The following is a 5,542-nucleotide window of genomic DNA, read 5'->3' as shown; positions in this document are numbered from 1 at the left end:
AAAACCGTACAGTGGACACAAACACAAAAACAAAGCCAAAATAAACATAAGCCTTCGGTCTATTAGTACCAGTCAACTCCACAAGTCTCACGTCCTTGCTTCCATACCCGGCCTATCAACCCCATCATCTATAGGGAACCTCACACCCACAAAGGGCAAGGAAATCTCATCTCAAAACAGGCTTCCCGCTTAGATGCCTTCAGCGGTTATCCCTCCCGAACGTAGCCAATCAGCCATGCACCTGGCGGTACAACTGACATACCAGAGGTTCGTCCGTCCCGGTCCTCTCGTACTAAGGACAGCCTTTCTCAAATTTCCAACGCACGCAGCGGATAGGGACCGAACTGTCTCACGACGTTCTGAACCCAGCTCGCGTACCGCTTTAATGGGCGAACAGCCCAACCCTTGGGACCAACTCCAGCCCCAGGATGCGACGAGCCGACATCGAGGTGCCAAACCATGCCGTCGATATGGACTCTTGGGCAAGATCAGCCTGTTATCCCCGAGGTACCTTTTATCCGTTGAGCGACGGCCGTTCCACAACGTACCGCCGGATCACTAGTCCCGACTTTCGTCCCTGCTCGACCTGCCAGTCTCACAGTCAAGCTCCCTTGTGCACTTACACTCAACACCTGATTGCCAACCAGGCTGAGGGAACCTTTGGGCGCCTCCGTTACACTTTAGGAGGCAACCGCCCCAGTTAAACTACCCATCAGGCACTGTCCCTGAACCAGATCATGGCCCGAAGTTAGACATCCAATATGACCAGAGTGGTATTTCAACAACGACTCCACCATAACTAGCGTCACGGCTTCAACATCTCCCACCTATCCTACACAAGCCACACCGAACATCAATACCAAACTATAGTAAAGGTCACGGGGTCTTTCCGTCCTGCTGCGCGAAACGAGCATCTTTACTCGTACTGCAATTTCGCCGAGTTCATGGTTGAGACAGTAGGGAAGTCGTTACTCCATTCGTGCAGGTCGGAACTTACCCGACAAGGAATTTCGCTACCTTAGGATGGTTATAGTTACCACCGCCGTTTACTGGGGCTTAAATTCTCAGCTTCGCCCAAAAGAGCTAACCAATCCTCTTAACCTTCCAGCACCGGGCAGGAGTCAGTCCGTATACATCGTCTTACGACTTCGCACGGACCTGTGTTTTTGATAAACAGTCGCTTCCCCCTGGTCTCTGCGACCCATACACGCTCCCCACCGCAAGGGCAGTTCACGCTCAAGGTCCCCCTTCTCCCGAAGTTACGGGGGCATTTTGCCGAGTTCCTTAACCATGATTCTCTCGATCGCCTTAGTATTCTCTACCTGATCACCTGTGTCGGTTTAGGGTACGGGCAACTAGAACCTCACGCCGATGCTTTTCTCGGCAGCATAGGATCACCAAATCCTCCACAAAGGAGTCCCATCACGTCTCAGGCCAACACCAGCGCATTTAACAACTGGATACCCTACACGCTTAGACCACGACAACCACCGCGTGGCTTGGCTACCTTCCTGCGTCACACCTGTTAATACGTTTACCTCCAAGGATAGGACCCTACAACCAACCAGCACACCCCCAAAAAGAAGGCACACCAGCATCGCATAGTTAGCATCACCCATTCAGTATTGACGGTTCTTCGTCGGTACGGGAATATCAACCCGTTATCCATCGACTACGCCTGTCGGCCTCGCCTTAGGCCCCGACTAACCCAGGGCAGATTAGCTTGACCCTGGAACCCTTGATCATCCGGCGCACGGGTTTCTCACCCGTGATTCGCTACTCATGCCTGCATTCTCACTCGCATACCCTCCACCACAGTTCACACCGCAGCTTCACCGAATACACGACGCTCCCCTACCCAACAAGAAAAATCTCATTGCCACAACTTCGGTGGTGTACTTGAGCCCCGCTACATTATCGGCGCAGAATCACTTGACCAGTGAGCTATTACGCACTCTTTCAAGGATGGCTGCTTCTAAGCCAACCTCCTGGTTGTCTAAGCAACTCCACATCCTTTCCCACTTAGTACACGCTTAGGGACCTTAATTGATGGTCTGGGCTGTTTCCCTCTCGACAATGAAGCTTATCCCCCACTGTCTCACTGCCGCGCTCTCACTTACCAGCATTCGGAGTTTGGCTGACGTCAGTAACCAATACGGCCCATCGGCCAACCAGTAGCTCTACCTCTGATAAGAAACACACGACGCTGCACCTAAATGCATTTCGGGGAGAACCAGCTATCACAGAGTTTGATTGGCCTTTCACCCCTATCCACAGCTCATCCCCTCCATTTTCAACTGAAGTGGGTTCGGTCCTCCACGACGTCTTACCGTCGCTTCAACCTGGCCATGGATAGATCACTCCGCTTCGGGTCTAGATCCTGCCACTCAAACGCCCTATTCAGACTCGCTTTCGCTACGGCTACCCCACACGGGTTAACCTCGCGACAGAACACTAACTCGCAGGCTCATTCTTCAAAAGGCACGCTGTCACCCCAAAAGGCTCCAACGGCTTGTAAGCACACGGTTTCAGGTACTATTTCACTCCCCTCCCGGGGTACTTTTCACCATTCCCTCACGGTACTGATTCACTATCGGTCATCAGGAAGTATTTAGACTTACCAGGTGGTCCTGGCAGATTCACACGAGATTCCACGAGCCCCGTGCTACTCGGGAAAACAAACGCCCGGCGTGTCAAATTTCGGTTACGGGACTCTCACCCTCTACGGCAGCCCATCCCAAGGCCTTCACCTACCCAACACGACATCAAGCCAGTAGCCAGTTAGAACTACCACGCTGCTCCCACAACCCCCATGATGCAACCCCTAACCGGTATCACACACCACAGGTTTAGTCTCATCCGCTTTCGCTCGCCACTACTCACAGAATCATTATTTATTTTCTCTTCCAGCAGGTACTGAGATGTTTCACTTCCCCGCGTTCCCCCCAACCAGCCTATACATTCAACTGGTGGTAACAAGCCTTACAACTTGCTGGGTTTCCCCATTCGGAAATCCTCGAATCAACGTCCTGTTATCGACTCCCCGAGGCTTATCGCAGATTCACACGTCCTTCATCGGCTCCTGATGCCAAGGCATCCACCGTGTGCCCTTAATGACTTACGACACACAAAATAATCAAAGATTATTTCAAAAATAACTAAGTTTTCTTACAAATCAAAGAAACACATCCAAACAAAAAAATCATTCAAACAGTTTCCAGAAGATGCTCGCGTCCACTATACAGTTCTCAAACAACAACCCAACTACCAACAAACACCACCACACAAAGCAGCAGCACCCACCAGCACCAGGCAAAACGAGAATCACAAACCAAAGCCTGCAACCTCAAAACCCAACAATGCGCCCTCTACCATCCAAAACCACAACCAACATTCCACCCATGAGCAAACCCAGTGTCCAACACTCGTGAACAAACCAGGCCAACCAAAAGATTGAGCTCCTTAGAAAGGAGGTGATCCAGCCGCACCTTCCGGTACGGCTACCTTGTTACGACTTAGTCCCAATCGCCAATCCCACCTTCGACGGCTCCCCCCAAAAGGTTAGGCCACCGGCTTCGGGTGTTACCAACTTTCGTGACTTGACGGGCGGTGTGTACAAGGCCCGGGAACGTATTCACCGCAGCGTTGCTGATCTGCGATTACTAGCGACTCCGACTTCATGGGGTCGAGTTGCAGACCCCAATCCGAACTGAGACCGGCTTTTTGGGATTAGCTCAACCTCACAGTATCGCAACCCATTGTACCGGCCATTGTAGCATGCGTGAAGCCCAAGACATAAGGGGCATGATGATTTGACGTCATCCCCACCTTCCTCCGAGTTGACCCCGGCAGTCTCCTATGAGTCCCCACCATAACGTGCTGGCAACATAGAACGAGGGTTGCGCTCGTTGCGGGACTTAACCCAACATCTCACGACACGAGCTGACGACAACCATGCACCACCTGTACACCAGCCCCGAAGGGAAAAACCATCTCTGATCCGATCCAGTGTATGTCAAGCCTTGGTAAGGTTCTTCGCGTTGCATCGAATTAATCCGCATGCTCCGCCGCTTGTGCGGGCCCCCGTCAATTCCTTTGAGTTTTAGCCTTGCGGCCGTACTCCCCAGGCGGGGCACTTAATGCGTTAGCTACGGCGCGGAAAACGTGGAATGTCCCCCACACCTAGTGCCCAACGTTTACGGCATGGACTACCAGGGTATCTAATCCTGTTCGCTCCCCATGCTTTCGCTTCTCAGCGTCAGTTACAGCCCAGAGACCTGCCTTCGCCATCGGTGTTCCTCCTGATATCTGCGCATTTCACCGCTACACCAGGAATTCCAGTCTCCCCTACTGCACTCTAGTCTGCCCGTACCCACTGCAATACCGGAGTTAAGCCCCGGTCTTTCACAGCAGACGCGACAAACCGCCTACAAGCTCTTTACGCCCAATAATTCCGGACAACGCTCGCGCCCTACGTATTACCGCGGCTGCTGGCACGTAGTTAGCCGGCGCTTCTTCTGCAGGTACCGTCACTTTCGCTTCTCCCCTGCTGAAAGAGGTTTACAACCCGAAGGCCGTCATCCCTCACGCGGCGTCGCTGCATCAGGCTTGCGCCCATTGTGCAATATTCCCCACTGCTGCCTCCCGTAGGAGTCTGGGCCGTGTCTCAGTCCCAGTGTGGCCGGTCACCCTCTCAGGCCGGCTACCCGTCGTCGCCTTGGTGAGCCATTACCTCACCAACAAGCTGATAGGCCGTGAGCCCATCTAAAACCAGTACAAACCCTTTCCACCAAACTTCATGCGAAGAATGGTCGTATCCAGTATTAGACCCAGTTTCCCAGGCTTATCCCAGAGTCAAAGGCAGGTTACTCACGTATTACTCACCCGTTCGCCACTAATCCACTCCAGCAAGCTGGAGCTTCATCGTTCGACTTGCATGTGTTAAGCACGCCGCCAGCGTTCGTCCTGAGCCAGGATCAAACTCTCCGTTAGAAAACAAAAGACATTTGAAAACCTGATCTCAAAATAAAAAACAAAACAACAACCTCAAACGCCACACGGGGTACGGTGACTCGGTCATCATTTCAATGCTGTCATTCTGAAACCAAAAAGGTTATATCAAAATAAAATATATAAAAATTTGGTATCAGTTGTAGTCACACACCACCACACTCACGTGATGATGCTATGAACAATAAAAAGCACACTATTGAGTTCTCAAGCAACAAACCACACGCAACCACACCAAGAAAAACATCCCAGTGACAACCACGCCGGTCAATCTCATTTTTCAGCCACCTACCAAAGCAGGCAACCAGATAACCTTACCAGCAATCCCCCGCAACATGCAACACCAAAACAAGTGAAACACACCACACAGCAAACCAGAAACAACCCACCAACCAGAAAAACCCAGCCAACAAACCATCCCCAGAAAACCAAGGAAAACCACTCATAAAATTATCAAAAACATCATCTGACAAGGAGCGATAAACACTCACACGCCCTGACGACTCGTACTACTTTACACCCACCCAAAACA

2 rRNA genes are annotated in these 5,542 nt (G+C 51.7%); both read right to left on the bottom strand.

From position 1 onward, the window contains the following. Positions 1-42 precede the first annotated feature (42 nt). A 23S ribosomal RNA gene (locus ACN083_RS08570) occupies positions 43-3,124 on the bottom strand. A 342-nt stretch (positions 3,125-3,466) separates the two neighbouring features. After that, positions 3,467-4,992, bottom strand: a 16S ribosomal RNA gene (locus ACN083_RS08565). Together the 16S and 23S rRNA genes form the textbook arrangement of a ribosomal RNA operon. Between the last annotated feature and the right edge of the window lie 550 nt (positions 4,993-5,542).

This window comes from Rothia sp. CCM 9418, from assembly GCF_048512825.1.
Lineage (GTDB): Bacteria > Actinomycetota > Actinomycetes > Actinomycetales > Micrococcaceae > Rothia.
The sequence above is the reverse complement of the archived record's forward strand: the minus strand, read 5'-3'. Positions and strand labels throughout refer to the sequence as shown.